Genomic DNA, 19,387 nt, shown 5'->3' with positions numbered 1-19,387 from the left:
CTCACCAATTCATATAATGGTAACACCGAAAGTTTCCCTTAAAAAGTTCATTGCTTCCTCTTTGCTAACCCTCTGCTTTGGGCCTATCTTACTCCTCTTCCTCTTCCTCCTCTGAACCCTATAGCCCGGCTTCTCAAGGGTTATCGCTATGTCCATTCCGAATATCCCTACCTCAGGATCGTACCTAGTCCCCGGAATAATCACGTGCTCCGCTATGCCAAAGCTAACGTTACCCACGTTATCGAAACTCGACGCCTTTAGCCTGAAATTAACTGCAGATAGCACTTTCTTTAAGAACTCTTTGGACCTCTCTCCCCTCAATGTTACCATTACGCCTATCGGCTGTCCCTTCCTTATGTTGAACTCCTTGATTGATTTTTTGGCCTTTGTATAGACAGGTTTAGCTCCCGTAAGCTCTTCTAATAGCTTGTAAGCTTTCTCTAGCCTTTCGCCAGACTCACCTAAGCCAATGTTTACAGTGACCTTGGCTAACTTGACCCCTTGCATGGGATTTTTAGTAACTTGAACCTGCTCTGCCATTTCAGTCCACCTTTATCTCGGGCTGCTCATTTCCTATAACCATAATGTTCTCCAAGTTGGTTTCGTACGTCTTATCGTCCTTTGTCTGAACAGTAACTATACTATACCTTCTCGTCTTGTAAGTTGCCCTCTGTATCTTCGCTATAGTACCATGCCTTCCCACGTTCTTACCGCCGATTATGATGGCGTAGTTGCCCTCCTTAACTTCGTAATATCCTAGGACTTCCTGATTCGGAATGGCTATCTTAAGCGTAGTAAGGGTGGGGAACTTGTACTCAGAGGCTTTGTCCTTAGCCAGCTGTATATTGCGCCCTCCGTCCAAATTGAGCTGAATGTTTCCGCCCTTCACTATTCTCTTATCTAGAACCCTAGCTAACTTAAAGCCTGCCTCCTCTTTCTGTACCTGCACAGACCTCATGTATCTGGCGTTGTCCGGCACTATCCTGAAGTAAAGGTCGGCGGACGGTATTGAAACTACGTCCATGAGCCCAACAGGGTATCTGTAATCCCTTCTTACCCTTCCGTCAACAAGTATCTTCCCCGCCGAAATTATGTTCTTAGCCTCCCTAAGGTTAGTGGCGACTTTAAGGTAATCCCTCAAGAATAGACTAAGGGGTATGCTGGCTTGTAAACTATGTGGACCTGGAGATACCCTTACAGTCCACTTGTACTCCTTCTTGCTTATCCTTAAGAACCAAGGGGCCGAATACCTAGTTACGTGGACCATTTTCACTCACCTTGAGCCTTTGCCTTTGACTTCCTCTCTATCATTTCCTTTCTCTTGGGATCCGACAAGTCGAGCTTAGTAATCTGTACCTTTGAGGCGTGTATCCACACGTATACTGGGGTTCCATCTGCCTTTTTCCTGGTAAGGCCTTCTATAGCTATCCTGCCAGATTTTGTATCCACTCCAGCAACCTTCCCCTCAAACCCCACGTGATCTCCTCTCATAACCTTTACAGTATCGCCCTTCCTAACTGGGAGCCTCTTTACTCCTACCTCTTTTGCCAGATCCTTGGAAAGAGGTGCCACAAGCTTTAGCTTTCTAAGGTGATTAGGCGTATTATAGATAAACTTCCTTTGCTTTGTGGGCTTAGACGAGACCATTTCTCTCACCTTAGATGACTAAAGTAGCTAGGCTGGCTACCTTAGGCCACCTCTCTGCAGCTTCCCTAGCCACGGGTCCCCTAACTTCTGTACCCTTAGGGGTACCGTCAGGGTTCACTATTACCACTGCGTTATCTTCAAAAGCTATCCATGTGCCATCTGGCCTCCTAAAAGGCATCCTCTGCCTTATTACAACTGCCTTGAACTTCTGCTTCCTTACCTCAGGAGTGCCCTTCCTCACTGAAACCATTACTAAATCGCCAACGTTAGCAAAGGGCACCCTCCTGAGCACACCTCTGTAACCGTAAACTCCTATTACAACTGCCTCTTTACCTCCGCTGTTGTCAGAAACTACTACCCTAGTGTAATTTTGTATGCCTGGCGTTCTCGCCTTTCTTGAACCTAACATTTGAAGTTTTTCCGGCATGATTACTCACCTACCTTGCCTAGTACCACAAACGCGACGGACTTCGCAATTGGTCTGCATTCACCAATAATAACTTTATCCCCTTCTTTAACGTTCACACAAGGAGGGACATGTACGTGGATCTTGCTCTTTCTCCTTTCATACCTCTTATACTTGGAGTTGTATATTACGTAATCCCTCACTAATACGCCAGTTTTATTTGCCCTAAGCTTCAACAGCACCCCTTCAAAAATCGCACCCCTAACTCTCAAGGAGCCATGATATGGGCAATTCTTATCGTCACATGTAGTTGAAGGTGGATTAACACCAGGAATTCCTACACTTTTCACTTGACTCATCCGATTCACCCTCTACTTACCCTCTTGGCTGGTCTATCTACCAACTTGTAACCACAAATAGTAATATGAGATCTTTTAAAATCTAACTCATAAAAACCGTTGGCCTTTATTATCCTCTTAACTCTTCCACCCACGTAAACGAGGAAAGTGTTCTTTGTTTCGAATACAACTTGGCCCTTGAGACCTATCAAGTTAGAATCCGAATTGCCTATAATCTTAAGCGAAAATCCTATAAAATCTGCTTTATTTTTGGGAAGATTTTTGTGCATTTGACGCCTTCCTTTTTTCCGAAAGAACTGTTAAAATTCTTGCTATATTTTTTCTTGTATTTCTTATTGCAGCAGTGTCCTTGATTGTCCCAACCCTAGACTCAGCCCTTAGTTTGACAAGGTCCATCTCAATATCTTGGAGCCGCTTCTGTAGTTCAGCTACATCAAGGTTTCTGATGTTCTTTAAGAACTCATTGCGCTTGTGAGGCATTCTGGTCACCCTCCTGTTTAACGTTCCCGGACTCCTCTATAAATCTGACATTCGTTATCGTGACTCCACCCTCAGGGGCCTTTGGAGCCTCTCTGAAGGTTATCTTATCTACTGGCCTCATTGGCTTGGCTATGACAACCTCCACCCCATAGATACCCATCTTGAGCGAGGCAATAGCAATTGCGCGATCTACTATTTGCTCTAGACTATTTCCAGCCTTATACACTGTGCCTTCCTTTAGCTTTTCGTATTTAGCCCTTTCAGAAGTTATCTTACCGCTAACTATCACTTCAGCTCCTAAAGCGCCAGCATTCATAATTCTCCTTATCGTGATAAACGCTGCCCTCCTGAAGTGGTAACCTTTCTCCAAAGCAACGGCTAACCTAAATGCCATTACTCTCGCGTTAAGCTCAGGGTTTTCAACATTAGTTATAGTTATCTGCGGATTTTCTAGGTTAAAGTACTTCTCCAAAACAAGTGCTAACTGCTTTATGGTCCTTCCTCCCTTACCTATTATCATGGCTGGCCTTCCGGCGTATATTATGACCCTGGTTCCTATTGGGGTCTTTATAATATCGGTTCCCGCATACTCTGCGTTGTAGAACTGCTTTGCCAAGTATTCGTCTACCATCACTCTTACCATGGACTTTTGGAGGAAATACTTCTTTACGTTCACCATGGTTCTTCAAACCTCACCCACTATCACTTCAATGTTTGAAGTTCTCTTGTACTTAGCAGTAGCCCTTCCGAACGCCCTAGGCATGAACCTCTTTAGCGTTATGCCCTTATGTGCGGCAATATGAATTACTTTAAGGTTGTCCGGATCGAGCCCTTTGGCTACTGCATTGGCTTCAGCGTTCTCAAGTGCCTTAAGAACAAACTTGGCTGCCTTCACTGGATACCTTCCGCTTTTGATCTTCCACTTGGTCTCAAGACCAGGCTTATGGGAGGCGCCTGACTGGTACCTCCAGAAAGGAACTGGTTCCTTCATGTTTATGACGTTCTCTAGGAACTTCTTCGCCTCTTGCAGGTTCTTTCCCCTCACCGCCCTGCAGACGTTGTACAGATCCTTTATAGACGCGTGAACGTTCCTGCTCACGGCTTTACCTAGCTTGGTATCGTCGATTTTGAGTAAAGGATATCTCCAGGATCCCATAGGTCATCCCTTCATGGCTAGGAAGAGGCTCGACCTAGTGGCCTTGAGCCCAGGCTCACCGTGCTCTACCTTCTTTGTAGTCACAGACAGCTCGCCCAGATAATGCCCTATCATCTCTGGAACTATCTGGACTTCTACAAATTCCTTACCGTTGTAAACGCCAAACTTGAACCCGACCATCTCTGGCAGTACCACCATGTCCCTCACATGGGTCTTTATAGTCTTGTCAAATAGCCCCTGCCTCCTCATTTTCCTTATCTTCTCCAATAATCTACGTTGAGCGTTAGTGAACCCTCTGGTCAAAGACCTCCTCTGCCTAGAGGGTAACAGCTTAACAAATTCGTCCATTGGCATCTGCATAAGCTCCTCTAGAGTCTTTCCCCTATACGTGAACTTCTTCCATTCCGGAGGAATCTCAACTGACATTAAATCTCAATCCCCCAATTGCCTTATAAATTTCACTTCCTCTCCCTTCTCCCGGTCCTTCTAGCAGCTATGTGACCTACTTTTCTACCAGGAGGCGCGTTCCTAGACACTGTACTGGACCTGCTTACGCTCTGGTGGAGCCCTCCCCCATGTGGGTGATCAACGACATTCATTGCGACTCCTCTAACTGTGGGCCACTTCTTTGCCTTAACTTTATATTTCCAGTAGTTGTTTCCAGCCTTAAGCAACGGTTTGTCCGTAACTCCTCCTCCTGCAACTGTCCCTATAGTTGCTAGAGCGTTAGGCATGACCTCCTCTATTTTGCCTGAGGGGAGTCTTATTAGCATTTTATCTCCACTTTTTCCTATAACTATTGCATAACTACCGGCAGACCTGGCATAGCGCCCTCCATCCCCTCTATATTTCTCTACGTTGGAAATAATTGTACCCTCTGCCAGTGAACCGACTTCCACTATGTTGCCCATAACAGGCGGGGAGCCTGCACCAATTTCTATCTTCTGATTTATTGCTAGGCCTTGTACTGCTTGGGTGTAGAAAGTAGTTCCGTCGTCCATCTTTATCTTAGCCACTGGGGCCAACATACCGGGGTTGTGGAGTATATCCAAGACTTTCCCTATGTGATGGGAAGTCAAGTTACTTGGATACCTTACCTTACCGATCCTTAACCATCCGGGGTTTCTAAAGTTTATATTTCCTCTTCCTGCCCTCTGCTGCATTAACTTTTTGCCCATCTCAAATCACCTTCATAATATGCCTAGTTTATGGGCCACATCCGTGGCCTTGAACTCCGGCTTTAACTTTATGTATGCTTTCTTCTCACCGGTAGGCGTAATTACAACGTTTATCTTTTCCACTTTTACCCCAAATGTCTTCTCAACTTCCGACTTAATTTGAGGCTTTGTCGCTTTTTTGTCCACTATGAGGACTATCGTATTGGTTGACTCAATTAGCTTCGTGCTTTTTTCGGTGGCTAGAGGTTGAATTATTATCGTCATAACACACCACCTAATCTCTTGTTGAGGACGCCTATGGAACTTTCAGTGAATATAGTTAACCTTCCTGGATGCCCCCCTGGCGCAAGGTGGATTACGCTTACTAGCATAGGGTCAACTACATCAACTCCAGGGATGTTCCTAGCTGCTGGCAATAATTTCTTAACGTCGTGGGACACTATCAGAGGCCCTACTGGAACCTTATACTTCCTACCTCTCATCTTGCCCTTTCCTGCCCTTATCCTTATGCCGTTCCTTACCCTCTCCAACTCCTCTGATACCTTCAGCTTCTCGAGAGCCTCAAGAACGTCTTTCGCCTTTCCCAAGTTAGCAAAATCGTCAGAGACAACAATTGGTAAAACATCGAATGTAGCCCTATGACCCCTGAGGGTGACAAAGTACTTATCTGCGGTAGCTGAAAGGGCACTTATTACGGCTAGCTTCTTCTCCTTCTCGTTTATTCTCTCCACTATCCTCTCAATAGTAGTTGGAGGAAAAGCTGCCCTGCCACCTACAGTATTAGGGGCAAGAGCTGCCTCCCCTGATGTCCTAATCCTTGGAACTCTCGCTAGTCCCAAGTTGATTCCGAAGCTGTAGGCAGTTGTCCTTTTACCTGCCATTGGATCCCTTCCTTTTGGTTGAAGAGAGGCTGTGAACTCCGCGTGAAATGCCCTCCTTATCAAGTCCTTTCTTACAGTGTAGCTAAAAATCGCTGGGAGCTCGATCTCCTTTACCTTGTTACCGTTGAGATCAAGGACATTCGTCTTTTTTAACTGAACCTCATAGTACATAACCTTTTCACCTTTGCTTGCTATTTAGGTCTATATACGTGATAGTCTGAGTGATTGGGTTTAACGTGTAAGGCCTTATTGGGTAACGCAAGAAGAGGGGTCTCTTCCTTACGCCGATAGTCGAGCCTTGAATCAAAAGGTAAGCGTTCCTCACTAGTCCGTACCTAACAAACCCTCCCTTGGGGTTGATCTCATCTGGATTTGTGCTAATCTTTAGGATCAGCTTGTTATACTCAGTCCTGCGGTGATAGCCCATCTGCCCTGGTTGAGGGACGTAGCTTGGGGTGCCCAAAGAGGGACCTTTTGTTCCAACCTTTCTACTGCCCTTCCTGTGCTTGTGCCACTTAGGTAACTCTTGAACGCTGTACCTCTTGATTACGCCCTGGAACCCCTTTCCTTTTGTTACTCCTATTATGTCTATAAGCTGGCCCTCTTTGAAAACTGAGTTAACTGCCAAAGGCTTGCCCAAGAGATTTAAGGCATAATCTAGCTGGGCATTTACATCTCCCCCTCCTATCTGTATTTCAGCGATGTCCGGAGTTTTCTTACCTAGGGACGGGATCAACTTTGGCTGGGATGCTGCTATGACTCTTAGATACAGAATATTGTTTGCGTTGCTCTTTATCTTGTCTAGGAATTGACCCTGCTTCTCAGGGTTAATCTTCAGGGACTTTATTCTTCTCTCTAGCTTTACGTCTGCTGGAGGAGCTACCCAGTATTCAGTCAAAGTGGAGGGCTCTCCCTTGGAGTCTAACGCGTAAGCCCTTATGGCAATGGGCATTATAGGCGGGGTCTCTATTACGGTTACGGGCGTGAATACCTCTTTTCCAAAGTTCTCAGATCCCTTGATGTTGTCGATTATAAAAGCGTGAGTCATTCCCGCTTTGTAGCCTATGAAACCTAAAAGAGTGGGCGAACTAGTTTTCACTTCGGGCCAAGACCTAGGAGTAGGCAAGAGCTCACTAGACCTCTTTCTAGGTCTTAGACCCGAAGATCCCCTTCTAGGCGATGAAAGCTTACGATGTCCCAACGTCTATCCCCTAATCTCTCTAACTCATGATTGCCAGTGGTTATAAATGTAACTATTTGAGAATAGAGTTCAGAATCGCTAAGGAAAACGCTAACGCTTCCTCCACCCTTACATCCGATACCCCTTGCCTAGTAACAAAGTTATAAGACCTTGAGATATACTTTTCCCCTAGGTTACGGATGAGCTCTCCCTTGGGTGGCCCTAGAACTAGCGTTAGGCCGCCTGTCTCGTAAAGCTTTCTGATCTCTTCGCAGTGCAGAAATGGATCCTTTCCGCTCCTGCTGCCTACTATAACGTTGCTCATCTTTTCTACATCGGAGAGCTCTATCTTCCTCAGCTGAAATCCGCCGTAGTAAACGCGTTGATACGGTACGTATTTTATTTTTGTAGAATCAGTTATTAATACTGTATCAAATTCCTTTCCTAAACGCCCCTTTAGGCCAAAATCCCCGTTCTTCCCTATCCTCACCTCTCCCTCTACTGGAAACTTGTGAACTACGTGATAGTACACGTTAACTGGAGCCAGTAATCCCACTTTGCTTAATGCCTTTTTCTTCGGAATCTTCCTCTTTAGGTACGGTGGGGTTAACGCGTACCTATGAATCTCCTTGATGAGCTTATAGAGCCCATTTGAATCATCCACTACGAGAAGGTTCGATACCCTGGCCAGAAGAAGATACCTAAATATCTCAGACAGCTTGAGAGTGATCTCCTCAAGCGACGACTCTAGGCCCAGCGTAGAGGAAAAAAGTACAACATTGAGATCTTTCCTTCTCGGGAACTCAAACATGGCTACGCTCTCTTAATTCCTATTACGTATTTGTCCTCTTCTATCTCCCACTCGTTAACCAAATCTCCTTCTACACTATCCATGACTATCTCGATAGCCCTAGTCTCGGATTTTATGTAATCCTTCCATTTCTCTATTATCGCCTTTTTATCCTCAGGAGGTATAATTGAGACCACTACGTTGTCTACTACGTTTAAGTTGAGCTGTTTCCTCATGAACTGTATCCTCCTTATTATGTCCCTTACTAGCCCTTCCTCTTCCTCTTCCTTGCTTAGCTCTTTGCTTATTGCTATGGCTCCACTGTCGAACCTAGCTATGGCATATCCCTCTGCTGTCTCTTCCTTTATATTGACATGGTTTATTTTGAGCTCAATCTCAATCCCGTCTATTATCGCCCTATGAGATCCTTTCTCCAAGACGTCCTCAGCTACAACTTCCCTGTTTTCGTTGATGTAGGACACTATCTTAGGTGTCAGTTGCTTGAACTCCTTCCCTATGGCCCCGGAGTTAGGTTCAGCGACTACTCTACTGAACTTGTGCAACGAATCGATCTCTATTACTTCCACGTTCTTTGCGTTTAGAGTAGTCCTTAGTACTTCCTTAACTTGGCTCAAAGTATTGATATCGTCTCTTGACTTGAGAAAAACGTAGGCGTGTTTTAGAGGCCACCTTAACTTTACCCCAGCCTTAGCCCTAGCGTTTAGCCCAGCCTCGCTTATTTCCCTAACTAGGTCAAAAGCCCTCTCCAGCTCGTCGTTTATGAAAGTCTGATCTGCTTCTGGCAATAACTCCATGGACACCGAGAGCTTTCCTCCTACCACGAAATTCCTGTATATCCTCTCGGCGGTGTAAGGAATGACAGGAGAAGCTAAGATAGCCCAGTTTTTGAGCACGTAATAGAGTACGTAATACATGGCGATCTTACTTGGGTCGTCACCCTCTACCCAAGCCCTGCTTCTTACTAACCTAAGGTAGAACCTACTGACGTCCTCCACTATGAATTGCATGACCCTATTTGCAAGCTCGTGTACCTTGTAGTTCTTCATCGATTCCTTAACGTCCCTTAAGAGCTTGTTAAACCTAGAGAGTATCCACAAGTCCTCTGGCTTAAGGGCGTTCCTAACGTCACCAAAGGAGTACTTCTGTGGATCAAAGTTGTCCAGGCTCATGTACATGCTAGCGAAAACGTAGACGTTCCAAGCGATCTGTAGGTCACGTTTGGCCAATTCCAGTGACTTCCAGGAGAACTTTGCGTCCTCCCACGTGGTATTTCTAAGAAGCCAGAGCCTCAGCACGTCCCTTCCAAGCTTCTCTATTACAACAGAAGGCTCAACGTAGTTCCCTAAGCTCTTGTGCATCTCCCTTCCTTGCTCGTCCAGCATAAAGCCGTGAACCAGCACTGACTCATACGGCACTCTTCCCGTTAAGATGACACCAGCCCTTAACAAGCTAAAGAACCACCCCCTGAGTTGATCGTGACCCTCAAGTACTAGATCTACTGGAGACAGCTCTGCCCATTTCTTCTCCCAGTCGTCTCCTAGGCTAGCAAAGAAGGCAACTCCGCTGTCGAACCAGACGTCAGCTACATCCGGTATCCTTGTAGCCTCTTCTCCGCACTGGCTACATCTCACTTTAACTCTGTCTATCCAAGGTTTATGGAGGTCTTCTGGGACTTCGTTCAAAGCTATCTTCCTAAGTTCCTCTACGCTTTCCACCACCGTGACGTGGCCCTTACTGCAGACCCAGATGGGCAATGGATTGCCCCAGAACCTCTGCCTGCTTATTACCCAGTCCCTTAACTCCTTTATCATGTTCCCTATCCTGGTCTTCCCCCACTCTGGAACCCAATTGACCCTCTCTATCTCCTTCAGCAAATCTGTCTTCAGCTTAGTAACCTTAATGAACCATTGTTGAATGGCCCTAAGTATCAGGGGACTCTTACACCTCCAGCACACGGGATACCTGTGGACGATCTTACCAGCGTACAAGAGGGCTTTCCTGTTTTTGAGGTCCTCGACTATTTCGGCTGAGGCGTCCCTTACGTACTTGCCCTTGTATTTTCCCGCGTCGTCTGTGAAGTTCCCCCTGTCGTCCACTAGCATTACCACTGGCATACCCAATTTCTTCCCTATTTCAAAGTCCACGTCACCATGGCCTGGAGCAGAGTGAACTAGTCCCGTTCCCTCCTCTAACGTCACGGCCTCTCCTGCATCAACGACCACGTGGTAATTGTCCAAACTAGCTTGGGCTTTAACTAAGTCCTTTAGCGGGTGCTCGTATTGAACACCTAAGAGCTCGGAACCCTTATACACCCTCAATACCTTATATTCCTTTATTCCGGACTCCTCCATTACGTCCTTTACCCTTTTCTCTGCTATAACGTATATCTCGTTTCCTACCTGCACGTCAGCGTAGTCGTAGTCCTTGTTGACCATGACAAAAACGTTAGAGGGAAGGGTCCAAGGGGTGGTAGTCCAAATCACTAGGTACTTGTTAGGCTCGTTCTTTACCTTAAATTTCACGTAAATTGATGGGTCTTCAAGCTCCCTGTACTCCGAGACCTCGTAGTCTGACAGGGTAGTCTCACACCTTGGGCACCAGTGAAGAACCTCCACGTCTCTTTCAAGCAACCCCTTTTCATGTGCCCTCTTTATGAGGGCCCATGAGTTGCTTATGTACTTGTTGTCAAGGGTGTAATAAGGGTTCTTCCAGTCCATGAAGACTCCTACGTTAATGAAGTTCTGGGTCATTGACAACGCGTTCTTGAGAGCAAACTCTTTACACAACGAGACAAACTTGTCTACGCCTACCTTGTCTATTATTTCCTGTTTTTTGGTTATCCCGAGCTGTTTTTCCACTGCAACCTCTATGGGAAGCCCATGAGTATCGTAGCCTGGCTGGTCGTAGACCCTGTAACCGTTAAGACGCTCAAAACGCAGTATGCAGTCCTTTATCACTTTATTCCATATTGTCCCTATGTGTGGTACTGGTGCTGATGGATAGGGCGGACCATCTATGAACAGGAATTTCTTAGGCCTCTTAGACTCTTCCTCCTTTAACTTTTCGTAGACCTTTTCTTTGTCCCAAAACTCGATTATCTCGCTTTCTATGGCTTTTAAGTCGAATTTATTATCAAGAGGCTTTATGACGGATAATGTAGTCCACCTCGTTAGTATTTTAGCTACGATTAAAAAACGTTACTACGGGGCGTTAATTACGTTATCCTTTGGTATATTACGTCTGCCATTCCGCTTAGCTTCTCCGTTCCCCCTATGTCTGGAGTTAGGTGAGTTCCCTCCTTGTAAACTGAGAGTATTGACTCAGTGAGAGACCTTGAGGCATCTAGGTACTTCTTCTCTTTCGATCTGTCGTATAAGTACTCTAGGAGCATTGCCAAGGAAAGCAGAAAGGCCGTTGGGTTAGCAATGTCTTTGCCCGCTATATCGAAGGCTGCGCCGTGAACTGGTTCGAACAACGCCTTCTTGTCCCCTATGTTAGCTGAAGGCGCTAGACCTAGACTTCCTGCTATTTGGGCTGCCTCGTCGCTTAGTATGTCTCCATAAACGTTGGTTGTAACTATGACGTCAAACATGTTGGGATTCCTGACCAAGTTTGCAGCGGCCGCGTCTACGTACATTTCGCTATATTCAACTTCCTTACCCTTTATCACGTCCCTGCACGCCTTGGCAAATAGTCCGTCTGTAACCCTCATTACGTTAGCCTTGTGAACGCAAGTGACTTTCCTATTCCTCTTCCTGGCGTATTCTAGGCCTACCTGTGCTATCCTCTCTGAAGCCTTCCTAGTTATTACCTTCATTCCTATGGCTACGTCTTCGCTGGCCATGTACTCAAAGCCCTTGTAAAGGTCCTCGGTGTTCTCCCTGACTATGAGGATATCGACGTTTTGGAACTTTGACTGCACGTTTGGCAGGGACTTTGCGGGCCTAATGTTTGCGTACATGTCGTACATCTGCCTCAGTTTGACAACCACGTCCATGGCGCTCTCTCCTACTGGTCCCTTTAATATCGCGTCAGCCTTATCTATCACGTTCAGCGTTTGCTGGGGGAGAGCGGACCCGTATTTAGCTAGGGCCGAATCTCCAGCCTCAACCTCCGTTACGTTAATATCGAGCTTATAAGTCTCCACGAGTTTCCCGATTATTTTCTTGCTGGCATTAACAAGTTCAGGCCCTACTCCGTCACCTGGTATTAAGGCTATTAGGAAACCCATGGAGAGAATACCCTCATGCCAGCTTAAAACCTTTAGATGCTATCCTCTTCTCTAGATCCTCCACCAAATCTAGTATGTCCGGAGATATTCTCCTACACGTCTTTAGCTCGTAGCTAAGCACCTCTAATAGTTCTTTAACCTCCTCTTTAGGTAAGATCTCCAGTCTTGTAAAGTGGACCATGGCATCTATGAAAAGGGAATGCCCTCTACTGAAAGCCTTTTTCCGCTTGCCTAATTCCTGGACGCTTACCGGGATTAGTCTAAAGGTGGCCGGGTTGTTCCCTTCAGTGTACTCACACTTGGCCCTTATGATGCTGTAAACCCCAGAGCTAAGCACAGGTAATCCTTCGAGTATCGCGAATTCTAAGTTCTTCATGAGGGCTGAGTAAAAGACCCTAGGATCGTCAGTAACGTGGATAGTACACAAGGCTAGTTTCATGATGTTGGAATAGGTCAAAGTTTCCCTGTATATCTTGGACATGAGCTCTTCGCCCTTTTTTATAACTCCTATGGGAGAAAGGTTGGGCTTAACGCCATTAGTACCTAAAATTACTTCAAACACCCCTTCTCCGGGGAAAATATCATTAATTTCTTGAGCCATATTAGGTGCATGATATACGAAAGAGTAAAAGATCTTTCTAGACTTGGCGAAGTAGTAGCCGGAGATCCTAAAGAGAGAAAACTCGTCTCTAAGATAGAGGACATCTTAACCGGCGTCGACGAAAGGAGGGTTTATCCCATAGAAGTGTTACATTACGAGTCGAAGGCGTTCATCGAGGGAGAGAAGGAAATAGAAGCTGTTGCATTTCCTTACTCTCCCTCTATAGACTTCTCCGGTAGAATTTCCAGGAGCGTAGAGGAATGTAAGAACTCGGGCGCGTTAATAGAGCTAAAGAACCTCTACGAAGTGAACAAATACTACCTGGAGGCTGTCCGTTCGGGTTGTCAGTTCGTAGTCTTTACCTTAGATGACAAGGTAAGGAAATTTGTCGTAAATAACCCTCCCCTACTTAATCTCTCGTCCTCTGCACCTCCTCCAATTCCCGCCTTTTACGTCAGGAGGACAGATTCTGCCCACATAAAAGAAAGTTTATCTGTGAAGAACTTCCCCACAGTGCGGAGGTCTACAGGGTACATCCTTGAGGCCATAAGGAACTCTAGAGGCGAGGAGAAGATATACGTTACCTCTCATCACGACCACTGGTTAGCCGGGGAGCACGACAATTTAGCCTCTATACCAATAATGGAGGAAATCAAGAGCGAAAAATACGAGATACACCTTGTTAGCTTTACGGCGGAAGAAAGTGGGTCCCCTAACTTCTCTTCCTTTTCTTGGAGCTATGGGTCTAGGCGTTTCGTAGAAGAGATAAAGGAAGTAGAAAACGCCGCACTCAATATTAACCTAGACAACGTCGTACCTTCAAGCCTAGTAGTAAAGGCTTCCCCTGGCGTAATTGGCCTAGCTAGGAAGTTCTTCACTGAAGCGAAAGGGGAAGTTGAAATATACAGCGATGGTTACAGTTTCTTTAAGAAAGGAGTACCGACTATCACAGTTGAGGGAGTTAACGAGAATTACCACAGCGATTCCGACTTGGTCACACAAGAAGAAGAGGAAGGGTTCCTGAGCGTAGTCGCTACATTGAGGAGAATGCTAAACGATAAGATTGAGGTAAGCGTTAATGAGATATCACAAGACCTACTTGAAGCCATGCACTCGTTACCCTTAGCGTTGAGGTCCCACAGTGTTAATTTACTAAACACAATAAGTATCTGGAAGCCTCTTGGTACAAGGCTTTTCAAGTTGTATGGAGGTGTTATGGGCTCAAGTGATACCTACGCAATCGTAAGGCCTTTCCCGCACTTCTTTGCGATAAACCTTTTGAGGTCCAATCCAAAAGTATACATAGAGGGTTCACCTGCAGAGGAAATAGTCCAATCCAACTTTCACGAACAATATATCTCATCGAAGGTAGAGGAATACATAAAAATATATAATTATATCATAGATCAGATCTTAAAAGACTTCCTGTAGCTCCTCCATTTCGTCTATGACAAAGTCAGCGTAGAGTTCGGCAAACTTTACTTTACCTTGACGATCTACTAAAATCGCCATCATTCCCGCTTTCTTTGCTGCAAGACAGTCCTTTACGGGGTCATCCCCCACCATCGCACATTGAGAAGGTTGGAATCCAAGTCTTTCGCAGGCGTAAACAAAGGGCTGAACACTTGGCTTAGGTTTTATGTTGTTTTCCCCTCCAATAACAACAACGTCAAACAACTTTGTAAACTCGTATCTTTCCATTCTCTTTTGCTTGTTCCCACCTTCGCCATCGCTGTTAGTAACTATCCCTAGCTTATACCCCTTTTTCTTTAGGAATTCTAACGTGTCTTGTACCTCCTCAAACGGCCTTGCCATACTGGCAATTGACCAGTAAAGCGACACCCACTCTAGGACTTGGTCCTTACTAGCACTAACGTGTATCTTCTCAAGGAGAGTGTTAAACCACACGGTTCTGTCATATACTCCCTCGGAATCAAACTTAGACGAAATAGACAGCAACGTATTGTAAATTTCTTCATGTGTAATGGAAAGTGAGAAACCATTATCTATTATGTAGTCGTGTATTTCCCTGGCGACTTCCTGAAGCGCTTTAAGTGAATTTGGCTCAAAATTTAAAAGAGTATTATCAAAATCAAAAAGTATAGCCCTTATATTTCTAAACTCGCTAAATTCCTCCATAGCATTCACGAGAGGAAGTCTTCTGGCTTTGGTAACTCCTTCGGCAGTCCTTTCCTTTCTCTTATCTTCATAATAACGTCAACTAGTATGCTGTCAGGAACAGGTGCCCATCTGCTGAACTCTGTCCCCCAGAACGCTTTACCTCCTGTGGCTCCTCTTAGCTCGCTGGCCAATTCGTAGGATTCAGACACGGGTATCTCGGCTAATATCCTAGCTGCATTACCCACTTGTGACATATTAAGTACCTTACCCCTCTTCCTAGTTAGAACCGCTGTGACGTTTCCTATTAGATCCATCGGCACTCTTATGTCTAGCTTCTGAATAGGTTCCAAGAGCGTTGGCCTCGCTGTGAGGAAGCCGGCAAATATAGCGTTCCTAACTGCTGGGAAGATCTGAGCAGGGCCTCTGTGAGCTGGATCCTCATGAATAACGGCGTCGTGTAGGACTACCTTTAGTCCCCTTATAGGTTCGTGGGCTAGAGGTCCCTCCCTCATGGCCAGCCTGAAGCCTTGAAGTAGCGTGTCCATAATTTCCCTTAAATGCTGTATTCCGCTAGTCATATCGACGAACACGTTAACGTTCTCATCGACTGCAACTATCCTCTTAGCTTCCTCATAATCCCATTCAGCCTTATCCCTCAGTATCTTTGCCATCTCTTTTGCATCCATATCCTCCTTAATTGTACCGCTTGCAATCAGCTCAATGGTCTCGTTGTTTAGGGGTTCTACACTTATGTAGAACTTGTTGTGCTTATTAGGAGATTTACCCTCAAACACTTGGCTCTTTGCCCTTATACTCTCCCTATATACTACTATTGGCGGACTAGTGATTACTTCAACTCCGTAATAATCCTTGAGCAGCTGTAAGGAGACTTCCACGTGAAGGAATCCCATACCCGATATCAAGTATTCTCCAGTCTCTTCGTTGATCTTTATCTGCAAGTTGGGGTCCTCTATGCTAAGCTTCCTCAAGGAGTCTATCATCCTAGTAAGGTCCTTTGGATTCTTGGGTTCCACAGCTACCGTTACTACAGGCTCAGACACGTAATGTAACGACTCAAAGCTCCCCTGGAGATCCTTGAAGCGTGGGTCAATTAAGGTCTCGCCAGCCCTGGCTTTATCAAGACCTAAGACTGCTGCTATGTTACCTGCAGGGATTTCGTTAGCTAGCTCCCTGAACTGCCCCATGTACAAGCTCACTTGGAGGATCTTCTGTGAGGTCTTGGCGTTTACCAACCATACTTCTGCACCAGGCCTTAACGTCCCGGAGAATACCCTCCCAGTAGCTACTAGACCAGCGTGGGGATCTACCTTCATGTCAGTTATCATCATCACTACTGGCCCGTTCGGATCTGCGTTCAACATGGACTTTACTAACTCGTTGTCCATGTCGCCCTTCCAAATCTTGGGTATCCTGTACTTCTGTGCCTCAATCGGATTAGGCACGAACTTTATGACGGTCTCCAGCAAAGCCTCGTGGATGGGAACAGTATTAGCCAACTCCTCGATCTTCGACTTGTCAGTGATGCTATATGCGTCGATTACGTTCTTCATGTTCACTCCTTTCTTCTGGGCAATAGGTATGCTGAATCCCCACTTATCCTTAGCCGACCCAAAGACCACGTTTCCAGCAGTGGGATTTATCATCCACTTCTCCTTAAACTCCGGCTCCGCGTACATGTCTATTAGGTTGTTCACTTCTTTAATTATATCGAGGAGCTTCTGCATCATCTCTTGGGGCCCAAGCTTGAGCTCCTTCACTAGCCTATCTACCTTGTTAACGAAGAGTATTGGCCTTACCCTCTCCTCAAGGCTCTGCCTTAGTACGGTCTCAGTTTGAGTCATTACTCCCTCAACTGCGTCTACTACCACTATTGAGCCGTCCAATGCCCTTAAGCTCCTCGTAACCCTTCCGCTGAAGTCCACGTGACCTGGCGTATCGATTAGGTTGATTACATAACCCTTGTTCTCAAACTCGTGGTACAAGCTGACGTTGGCTGCCTTAACCGTTATACCTCTCTGTTGCTCCACTGAGAGGTAGTCCAGCGCTAAGGCCTCGCCCGCTACCTTAGGCGATATTATCCCGGAAGCTGCCAGCAATTGGTCACTGGTGGTAGTCTTGCCATGGTCTACGTGGGCTATTATTCCTATGTTCCTAACCCTTTCTCTGTTTTTCATTAAATTGAGTACTTCTTCTGTAGTCTTGAATCTAGGCAACGATCTCACCAAACGTGACTTAACTACTACTCTACTTAAGTACTATTAAAATGTGACTCTTAATTTACGCACTATTTGAAATAGTCTAAAAGGGATCTTTTGGTATCGCTGTTTGCGGAAGGAGTATTGTAAGGGGTATTGATTATCTTGAAAATCTCCTCTGCCTTCTTCCTGCTCCCTATTGCCTTTTCTAGTTCCGAAATCGAGGCGTTACATATACTCCTCACTGTTCCAAAGTACTCGAGCAACCTCTTAGCTAGAATCTCTCCTATTTGTGGGAAAGCTTCCACCAAGTACTCCTGCTCCTGCTTAATGTTCTCGAACTTAGGCTTGTCGTGTAAGGTTATTCCCCTCTTCTTGGGCTCTGAACTCACTTTCTCTGATATTTTCTTTAGTATCTCTGCTGTTTCCCGTTTATCTATCGAATACAGAACTTTTACGTTAAACGAGAGAGTAGCCGACACAAGTGCGGAATTTACGGCTTTCCACCTTTCCGTTATTTCCCTAATCCTCGTAATGTTTCCCTCTATGACTAAGAAGGGATTAGTGTAAGTGGACGAAAGTCTCTCAAGTTGGTCAAAAAATCTCTTATCAAAAACAGAGTTTACGAGATCACTTACAGTCTTTCTTTCCACTGCAGTGTCTTCACTTATCACGTAATCCCCAACGCTCAGTTGCTTAGTAATAACCACAACACCCAGTTCCTTTAGAATTTCTGGAATTCCGCTGTTGAGCTCTCTATCGTCAACGTAAATTCTCAGCATTCACTATTTACTAGCCTTAAATCAGCTTTAAGCTTTTGGAGGACTACTTGAGGGACCTTGCGGATAGTACTTCTGCAGTAAGTCATTTACTTTCTTTTGAAGCTCCTCAAATTGCTTTTTCAGTATGTCTTCCTGTTTCTGATAAGTCCTAGATCTGAGCTCCAATATCTCCTTCCTGTCGTTTAGCTCCTTCTCTACGCTACTTTTGTCCTTCTTTACCAGCAAGTTACCGACGACCTTATACACAGAAGTGTCTGCAGGAAGGGAAGACAGCTCCTCCAATACCTTGTTTATTTCCCTTAACTCCGAGTCTATGACGCTTCTCTCGTAACTTAGCCTCTCCAACTGGCTCTGTAACTGTTGGAGCTTTACTAGTTGGGTTTGCACTTCTGGGGGCAACCTTTCTGCCAAAACTATTTCACCTCTTCTACTATTCGCAAAATGGTATATAACCAGAATATATAAGAGTTCATTATAGCCCTTCCTCTGCTTAGCCTTTCTGCACTAATGGTTATTTTGAATGGGTCTTCTTCAATCCTCACGTATTTCCTGTCCATTTCCTCCACCTTTACAGTATTGAAGATAATTGACTTCGTCTTGTCGTCAAGCCCAGAAATCTCTATTTCTACGTGGAACATATTGAGAGCCTCATCTTCGGATTTAATCTCTCCCCGTTTAGGTCTTTAAATGTTATCTCACAAGAACTGCCCTGTTTTAGTAAATCCATAAATGATCCGCACTTTGAGAACCTCAACAAATTTAGACTAGAAAGGAAGTCGGTCAGTTCTGTGCACTCGAACTTGTCTATACAGGGTGCTCTTGGCGCATTTTTTAGCTTAACGTCTGATATTAATGACAAACTTTCAATTTTTAGCTTATATTCTAAATTAACTATATTATGACTTATGGAATATATCTCGAGTTTAGAAGGATTTCCCTTATCTGTCAACACCAACAAGACAGACCTGGCACCTAGCTTATACGCCAGGGAAAAAACTTCGATAAGGCTTCTTCTCCCCCTGTTTATCTTTAAGGAATTGGGTATGATTATCTCTAGCTCATTTAAAAAACTCCTTGTCCTTGCTGACGCATCTCTAGACGACGTGAGTATGATTTCAATACGGCGTGTAAGCAAGTCCAGCCCATTTGTTCCCGCACTTTTCACAGTACCAAATGCCGGAAGCCACTCTAATTACTTTTCCAGTAGTTTTACAAACGGGGCACTGGTAATCAGCGTACCTCTTCTCCATAACTTCCTTCCACTTCTTCCTTAAGGTAGATCCATATCTGGCGCCAAACCTACCCGCTATCCCAACTACCTTATACTTCGCCATCTTG

25 protein-coding genes are annotated in these 19,387 nt (G+C 45.3%); 1 reads left to right on the top strand and 24 read right to left on the bottom strand.

Annotated elements, in window-relative coordinates; translation table 11 throughout:
* Window positions 1–9: 9 nt before the first annotated feature.
* The 18 genes from MPF33_05155 to MPF33_05070 form a co-directional block, all read right to left on the bottom strand.
* Window positions 10–540, bottom strand: coding sequence for a 50S ribosomal protein L5 (locus MPF33_05155; GenBank protein ID MCI2414626.1), 531 nt, complete (start codon window positions 538–540; stop codon window positions 10–12).
* Window position 541: 1 nt separating this feature from the next.
* Window positions 542–1,267: a 30S ribosomal protein S4e gene (locus MPF33_05150; GenBank protein ID MCI2414625.1), complete on the bottom strand. Its 726-nt coding sequence runs from the start codon at window positions 1,265–1,267 to the stop codon at window positions 542–544.
* Between the two features lie 2 nt (window positions 1,268–1,269).
* Entirely contained in the window at window positions 1,270–1,647 is a 378-nt protein-coding gene (rplX, locus tag MPF33_05145) for a 50S ribosomal protein L24 (protein ID MCI2414624.1), read from the bottom strand.
* Window positions 1,648–1,657: 10 nt separating this feature from the next.
* The gene (locus MPF33_05140; GenBank protein MCI2414623.1) at window positions 1,658–2,074 is read right to left on the bottom strand and encodes a 50S ribosomal protein L14; all 417 of its coding nucleotides are present in this window, start codon (window positions 2,072–2,074) and stop codon (window positions 1,658–1,660) included.
* A 2-nt stretch (window positions 2,075–2,076) separates the two neighbouring features.
* Window positions 2,077–2,412 carry a 30S ribosomal protein S17 gene (locus MPF33_05135; GenBank protein ID MCI2414622.1) on the bottom strand — a complete coding sequence of 112 codons (336 nt, stop codon included), beginning with the start codon at window positions 2,410–2,412 and terminating at the stop codon, window positions 2,077–2,079.
* A gap of 5 nt (window positions 2,413–2,417) precedes the next feature.
* Entirely contained in the window at window positions 2,418–2,681 is a 264-nt protein-coding gene (locus MPF33_05130; protein MCI2414621.1) for a ribonuclease P protein subunit, read from the bottom strand.
* Entirely contained in the window at window positions 2,656–2,892 is a 237-nt protein-coding gene (gene rpmC / locus MPF33_05125) for a 50S ribosomal protein L29 (protein MCI2414620.1), read from the bottom strand. The genes MPF33_05130 and rpmC overlap by 26 nt, the downstream gene beginning before the upstream one ends.
* Entirely contained in the window at window positions 2,873–3,571 is a 699-nt protein-coding gene (locus tag MPF33_05120; GenBank protein MCI2414619.1) for a 30S ribosomal protein S3, read from the bottom strand. The genes rpmC and MPF33_05120 overlap by 20 nt, the downstream gene beginning before the upstream one ends.
* A 6-nt stretch (window positions 3,572–3,577) precedes the next feature.
* Window positions 3,578–4,048 carry a 50S ribosomal protein L22 gene (locus MPF33_05115; protein ID MCI2414618.1) on the bottom strand — a complete coding sequence of 157 codons (471 nt, stop codon included), beginning with the start codon at window positions 4,046–4,048 and terminating at the stop codon, window positions 3,578–3,580.
* 3 nt (window positions 4,049–4,051) lie between these two features.
* Entirely contained in the window at window positions 4,052–4,474 is a 423-nt protein-coding gene (locus MPF33_05110) for a 30S ribosomal protein S19 (GenBank protein MCI2414617.1), read from the bottom strand.
* 32 nt (window positions 4,475–4,506) lie between these two features.
* Window positions 4,507–5,226 carry a 50S ribosomal protein L2 gene (locus MPF33_05105; GenBank protein MCI2414616.1) on the bottom strand — a complete coding sequence of 240 codons (720 nt, stop codon included), beginning with the start codon at window positions 5,224–5,226 and terminating at the stop codon, window positions 4,507–4,509.
* Window positions 5,227–5,238: 12 nt separating this feature from the next.
* On the bottom strand, window positions 5,239–5,484 hold the full coding sequence (locus tag MPF33_05100; GenBank protein MCI2414615.1) for a 50S ribosomal protein L23: 246 nt from the start codon (window positions 5,482–5,484) through the stop codon (window positions 5,239–5,241).
* Between the two features lie 2 nt (window positions 5,485–5,486).
* On the bottom strand, window positions 5,487–6,278 hold the full coding sequence (gene rpl4p, locus MPF33_05095; protein ID MCI2414614.1) for a 50S ribosomal protein L4: 792 nt from the start codon (window positions 6,276–6,278) through the stop codon (window positions 5,487–5,489).
* A 7-nt stretch (window positions 6,279–6,285) separates the two neighbouring features.
* Window positions 6,286–7,308: a 50S ribosomal protein L3 gene (locus tag MPF33_05090; GenBank protein ID MCI2414613.1), complete on the bottom strand. Its 1,023-nt coding sequence runs from the start codon at window positions 7,306–7,308 to the stop codon at window positions 6,286–6,288.
* A gap of 52 nt (window positions 7,309–7,360) precedes the next feature.
* Window positions 7,361–8,098 (bottom strand): hypothetical protein, encoded by a 738-nt coding sequence (locus MPF33_05085; protein ID MCI2414612.1) that lies wholly within the window; start codon window positions 8,096–8,098, stop codon window positions 7,361–7,363.
* A gap of 2 nt (window positions 8,099–8,100) precedes the next feature.
* Window positions 8,101–11,244 (bottom strand): isoleucine--tRNA ligase, encoded by a 3,144-nt coding sequence (gene ileS / locus MPF33_05080; protein ID MCI2414611.1) that lies wholly within the window; start codon window positions 11,242–11,244, stop codon window positions 8,101–8,103.
* 68 nt (window positions 11,245–11,312) lie between these two features.
* On the bottom strand, window positions 11,313–12,329 hold the full coding sequence (locus MPF33_05075) for an isocitrate/isopropylmalate family dehydrogenase (protein ID MCI2414610.1): 1,017 nt from the start codon (window positions 12,327–12,329) through the stop codon (window positions 11,313–11,315).
* Between the two features lie 13 nt (window positions 12,330–12,342).
* Entirely contained in the window at window positions 12,343–12,930 is a 588-nt protein-coding gene (locus tag MPF33_05070) for a DUF447 family protein (GenBank protein MCI2414609.1), read from the bottom strand.
* A 9-nt stretch (window positions 12,931–12,939) separates the two neighbouring features.
* On the opposite strand from MPF33_05070, the gene MPF33_05065 reads away from it, so the two are divergent.
* Window positions 12,940–14,361: a M28 family peptidase gene (locus tag MPF33_05065; GenBank protein MCI2414608.1), complete on the top strand. Its 1,422-nt coding sequence runs from the start codon at window positions 12,940–12,942 to the stop codon at window positions 14,359–14,361.
* On the opposite strand, the gene MPF33_05060 is transcribed toward MPF33_05065, so the two are convergent.
* The 6 genes from MPF33_05060 to MPF33_05035 all read right to left on the bottom strand — a co-directional run bounded on the left by MPF33_05060 (window position 14,344) and on the right by MPF33_05035 (window position 19,383).
* Window positions 14,344–15,069: an HAD-IIIA family hydrolase gene (locus MPF33_05060; protein ID MCI2414607.1), complete on the bottom strand. Its 726-nt coding sequence runs from the start codon at window positions 15,067–15,069 to the stop codon at window positions 14,344–14,346. The two genes, MPF33_05065 and MPF33_05060, sit on opposite strands and share 18 nt — an antisense overlap.
* Window positions 15,070–15,074: 5 nt before the next feature.
* Entirely contained in the window at window positions 15,075–17,285 is a 2,211-nt protein-coding gene (locus tag MPF33_05055; GenBank protein MCI2414606.1) for an elongation factor EF-2, read from the bottom strand.
* A 71-nt stretch (window positions 17,286–17,356) separates the two neighbouring features.
* Complete coding sequence (locus MPF33_05050) at window positions 17,357–18,049, bottom strand: multidrug MFS transporter (GenBank protein MCI2414605.1); 693 nt, start codon at window positions 18,047–18,049, stop codon at window positions 17,357–17,359.
* A gap of 27 nt (window positions 18,050–18,076) precedes the next feature.
* The gene (locus MPF33_05045; GenBank protein ID MCI2414604.1) at window positions 18,077–18,460 is read right to left on the bottom strand and encodes a prefoldin subunit beta; all 384 of its coding nucleotides are present in this window, start codon (window positions 18,458–18,460) and stop codon (window positions 18,077–18,079) included.
* Between the two features lie 2 nt (window positions 18,461–18,462).
* Window positions 18,463–18,687: a hypothetical protein gene (locus MPF33_05040; GenBank protein ID MCI2414603.1), complete on the bottom strand. Its 225-nt coding sequence runs from the start codon at window positions 18,685–18,687 to the stop codon at window positions 18,463–18,465.
* A 477-nt stretch (window positions 18,688–19,164) separates the two neighbouring features.
* On the bottom strand, window positions 19,165–19,383 hold the full coding sequence (locus MPF33_05035; protein MCI2414602.1) for a 50S ribosomal protein L37ae: 219 nt from the start codon (window positions 19,381–19,383) through the stop codon (window positions 19,165–19,167).
* Between the last annotated feature and the right edge of the window lie 4 nt (window positions 19,384–19,387).

Source organism: Candidatus Aramenus sp. CH1 (assembly GCA_022678445.1).
Classification (GTDB): domain Archaea; phylum Thermoproteota; class Thermoprotei_A; order Sulfolobales; family Sulfolobaceae; genus Aramenus.
The sequence above is the reverse complement of the archived record's forward strand: the minus strand, read 5'-3'. Positions and strand labels throughout refer to the sequence as shown.

Bases quoted from the DNA above. Each gene is read 5' to 3' on its own strand.
- rplX (MCI2414624.1), bottom strand. From the start codon at position 1,647: ATGGTCTCGTCTAAGCCCACAAAGCAAAGGAAGTTTATCTATAATACG.
- MPF33_05105 (MCI2414616.1), bottom strand. From the start codon at position 5,226: ATGGGCAAAAAGTTAATGCAGCAGAGGGCAGGAAGAGGAAATATAAAC.
- MPF33_05040 (MCI2414603.1), bottom strand. From the start codon at position 18,687: ATGTTCCACGTAGAAATAGAGATTTCTGGGCTTGACGACAAGACGAAG.
- MPF33_05120 (MCI2414619.1), bottom strand. From the start codon at position 3,571: ATGGTGAACGTAAAGAAGTATTTCCTCCAAAAGTCCATGGTAAGAGTG.
- MPF33_05110 (MCI2414617.1), bottom strand. From the start codon at position 4,474: ATGTCAGTTGAGATTCCTCCGGAATGGAAGAAGTTCACGTATAGGGGA.
- MPF33_05130 (MCI2414621.1), bottom strand. From the start codon at position 2,681: ATGCACAAAAATCTTCCCAAAAATAAAGCAGATTTTATAGGATTTTCG.
- MPF33_05150 (MCI2414625.1), bottom strand. From the start codon at position 1,267: ATGGTCCACGTAACTAGGTATTCGGCCCCTTGGTTCTTAAGGATAAGC.
- rpl4p (MCI2414614.1), bottom strand. From the start codon at position 6,278: ATGTACTATGAGGTTCAGTTAAAAAAGACGAATGTCCTTGATCTCAAC.
- MPF33_05115 (MCI2414618.1), bottom strand. From the start codon at position 4,048: ATGGGATCCTGGAGATATCCTTTACTCAAAATCGACGATACCAAGCTA.
- MPF33_05035 (MCI2414602.1), bottom strand. From the start codon at position 19,383: ATGGCGAAGTATAAGGTAGTTGGGATAGCGGGTAGGTTTGGCGCCAGA.
- MPF33_05060 (MCI2414607.1), bottom strand. From the start codon at position 15,069: ATGGAGGAATTTAGCGAGTTTAGAAATATAAGGGCTATACTTTTTGAT.
- MPF33_05075 (MCI2414610.1), bottom strand. From the start codon at position 12,329: ATGGGTTTCCTAATAGCCTTAATACCAGGTGACGGAGTAGGGCCTGAA.
- MPF33_05065 (MCI2414608.1), top strand. From the start codon at position 12,940: ATGATATACGAAAGAGTAAAAGATCTTTCTAGACTTGGCGAAGTAGTA.
- rpmC (MCI2414620.1), bottom strand. From the start codon at position 2,892: ATGCCTCACAAGCGCAATGAGTTCTTAAAGAACATCAGAAACCTTGAT.
- MPF33_05135 (MCI2414622.1), bottom strand. From the start codon at position 2,412: ATGAGTCAAGTGAAAAGTGTAGGAATTCCTGGTGTTAATCCACCTTCA.
- MPF33_05085 (MCI2414612.1), bottom strand. From the start codon at position 8,098: ATGTTTGAGTTCCCGAGAAGGAAAGATCTCAATGTTGTACTTTTTTCC.
- MPF33_05140 (MCI2414623.1), bottom strand. From the start codon at position 2,074: ATGCCGGAAAAACTTCAAATGTTAGGTTCAAGAAAGGCGAGAACGCCA.
- MPF33_05070 (MCI2414609.1), bottom strand. From the start codon at position 12,930: ATGGCTCAAGAAATTAATGATATTTTCCCCGGAGAAGGGGTGTTTGAA.
- MPF33_05155 (MCI2414626.1), bottom strand. From the start codon at position 540: ATGGCAGAGCAGGTTCAAGTTACTAAAAATCCCATGCAAGGGGTCAAG.
- MPF33_05050 (MCI2414605.1), bottom strand. From the start codon at position 18,049: ATGCTGAGAATTTACGTTGACGATAGAGAGCTCAACAGCGGAATTCCA.